The 2,637-nt window shown below is 59.8% G+C and carries 4 protein-coding genes; 3 read left to right on the plus strand and 1 reads right to left on the minus strand.

Annotation, left to right across the window (positions count from 1 at the left end):
* Window positions 1–198 precede the first annotated feature (198 nt).
* Window positions 199–543, plus strand: a complete 345-nt coding sequence (locus tag VBE63_RS27115; protein ID WP_323686105.1) for a metalloregulator ArsR/SmtB family transcription factor — start codon at window positions 199–201, stop codon at window positions 541–543.
* 84 nt (window positions 544–627) lie between these two features.
* Here VBE63_RS27115 and VBE63_RS27120 read toward each other — a convergent pair whose 3' ends face one another.
* Entirely contained in the window at window positions 628–972 is a 345-nt protein-coding gene (locus tag VBE63_RS27120; RefSeq protein WP_323686106.1) for a hypothetical protein, read from the minus strand.
* 65 nt (window positions 973–1,037) lie between these two features.
* Between VBE63_RS27120 and VBE63_RS27125 the strand changes: the two genes are divergently transcribed.
* The gene (locus VBE63_RS27125) at window positions 1,038–1,490 is read left to right on the plus strand and encodes a DsrE family protein (protein ID WP_323686107.1); all 453 of its coding nucleotides are present in this window, start codon (window positions 1,038–1,040) and stop codon (window positions 1,488–1,490) included.
* A gap of 217 nt (window positions 1,491–1,707) precedes the next feature.
* Window positions 1,708–2,637: TonB-dependent receptor (locus VBE63_RS27130; RefSeq protein ID WP_323686108.1), on the plus strand; the 930-nt coding region annotated here is incomplete at its 3' end.

Consider the following 2,637-nt stretch of genomic DNA (forward strand, 5'->3'; position numbering starts at 1 on the left):
TGCTGGCTGCGGCCGGCGAGCAGAGCGGAGCCGCACCTGCTGCAAGGCCAAACCGTCAAGGTTAACCCGAGCCTGTCGCTGGGGCTAGGTCCTGGATCAGCCGATCGGCTCGTCATCTGATCATTCGCCCGGCTCGGCTTGACGGAGCGCGATCGGACTTCTACTCTACATGTGAACAGTTATTCAACTGTTTTAGGAGTGTGCGATCTGTCCACTGAGCTCAGTCTTGAACAACGCCAGGCCCTGGCCGATATGTTCGCCTTGTTAGGCGATCCCACGCGGCTGGGCATCGTTCTGCGCTGTCGTCATCAACGCCGCTCGGTCTCCGAGATCGCCGATGCGAGCGATCTGTCGATGTCGCTGGTGAGTCATCACCTGCGTCTGCTGCGCACTGCCGCCTTGCTCAGGGTTGAGCGAGAAGGGCGCCACGCCTATTACTCCGTTGCCGATGCCCATGTCGAGCACATGCTCGATGACATGGTCGGTCATGTCCGACACACCAATGACGACTCGCCTAGTCACGCTGATGAGTCACGCCAATGACGCCTAAGCGAGCCGTTGAATGCCTCAATGTCTTCCACGATCGCCGTATCGGCGCGATAACCTAAAACTGCTTCAACCGGAGCGCTATCGATGAGTCAAGACTGCCAATCCCATCCCCACCACGATCATCGCCACGGCCCTGGCTGCGGCCATCAGGCCCTGCGCCACGACGATCACGTCGACTATCTGCACGATGGCCATCTGCATCATCCGCATGAGATCGATGGTCTCGTCCACTACGACGAGCACGTCATCGCCATCAGCGAAACGAACCCGGACGGCTGCGATCACCGGCTCAGTGCCTGCCAGGAAGACGGCCACGTGCACGGGCCCGGCTGTGGTCATGAGGCGGTGCCGCACGGGGATCACGTCGACTACATCGTTGATGGTCGGCTGCATCATCCGCATGGCGACCATTGTGATGATCATGGTCCGGTGGCGTTGCTCTAAGGCGACGAACTGCTCTCGATCCAAACAAAACTGGAGATCGATCGATGAAGAATGCGTTCTTGCTGACATTCGTCTTGGCATTGTCGTTGTTTAGCTTGGCTTGGAATGCCCAGGCCGAGGAAGCAAAAGGCGGGTTGTTCGTCAATCTGACCACCGATGACACCTGGGCGGCAGCCAAGGCGATCCAGTTTGCGCATCAGAGGGTCCTGAAAAGCGGCCATACCCCGGTGGCGATCTGGCTCAATGTTCGCGGGATCTACTTGGCCGACAAGAAGCGGCCATCCCACATCCACGGTCTGATGAAGGAGCAGGGTCAGTCCATTCAGGACATGCTGCAGGCGTTCGCGAAGGACGGCGGGCTGGTGATCGCCTGCGCGGCCTGCTCCAAGGCGGCTGGCCTCACCGAGGATGACTTCATCGAAGGGGTTCAGATGGGCAATCCGGACCTAGTGCTCGGGATCTTGTTCGATCCAACGGTGAAGACGCTCTCTTGGTGACAGATTGACAGCCTCGCATGACCAAGGCCAAGGCCAAGGGCGGGGCTGACAACTGTTGGGCGTTCAAGCCGATCCCTTGAGCGGCATTCCACTTGTTGGATAGACAGGACCGCTAGGGCGAAAAAGCAACGACTGTTGCGTCGCTGATGCTTGATGGATTATGTTATACCATCACGTTTTCGTCCTGCACCCCTGCTGTTCAATGAGGCCAAATCGAATGCACAAGGTCAATCGCACGTTCTTGGCGGGACTGCTCTTCGGCAGTCCTGCCACATTACTGCTCGCGCAACCGATGAACGACGACCAAGGATTTTCGATTGAGCTCGACGCCATCGAGGTCACGGCCGGCGTGCCGGTGCCGGGTGATCCGATGTTGCAGGCGGCAAACATCGCTGTCTTAGCCGGCGAAGACCTGCGCCGCCGCCAGCGCTTGACGCTGGGCGAGACCCTGGAGACCTTGCCCGGCGTCGCCTCGATCACGGCCGGAAACATGGTCGGTAAGCCGGTGATTCGCGGACTCAGCGGTAATCAGATCCAGGTATTGGCGAACGGCATCGGTGTCGATTATCAACAGTACGGCGAGCGTCATCCACCCAACATCGATCCCTTCCTTGCCGGGCGCATCGAGGTGGTGCGTGGCGCCTCCAGCCTGCTCTACGGCTCGGGGGCACTCGGTGGTGCCATCGATGTGCAGGCGCCGGCGTTCGTGTTCATGCCTGAGGGTGAGAGCGAAGCCGTTGCCGATACGCTGTTCGTCTATCACAGCAACAATGCACAATGGGATACCGGCGCCAAGGCGCGCGCGAGCAGCGATCGCTTCAGCCTGGATGCCGGCATCATGGGGCGATCTGCGGGCAACCTCGACACCCCGAATGCAGCGACCGCCGCCGAGTCCGGCAACCCGAGCGATCCCAAGTTTACCGGCGAGCTTCCCTTCACCGACTTTGATCAGCTCAACGCCCAGTTCGGGGCCGGGGTGCTGACGGACATCGGTGAATTCGGTGTGCGCTATAACCAATGGAACAACGAGAACAACTTTCTGCTGCCGACCGGCCAAGGGATTGGTCTCTGGCTGAATAATGACCAGCTCCAGCTCACCGGCGCCATGCCGTTTGCCTCTGGCTGGGAACTGAAGCCGACCCTATCT

The sequence above is a fragment of the Lamprobacter sp. genome, assembly GCF_034860625.1.
Lineage (GTDB): Bacteria > Pseudomonadota > Gammaproteobacteria > Chromatiales > Chromatiaceae > Lamprobacter.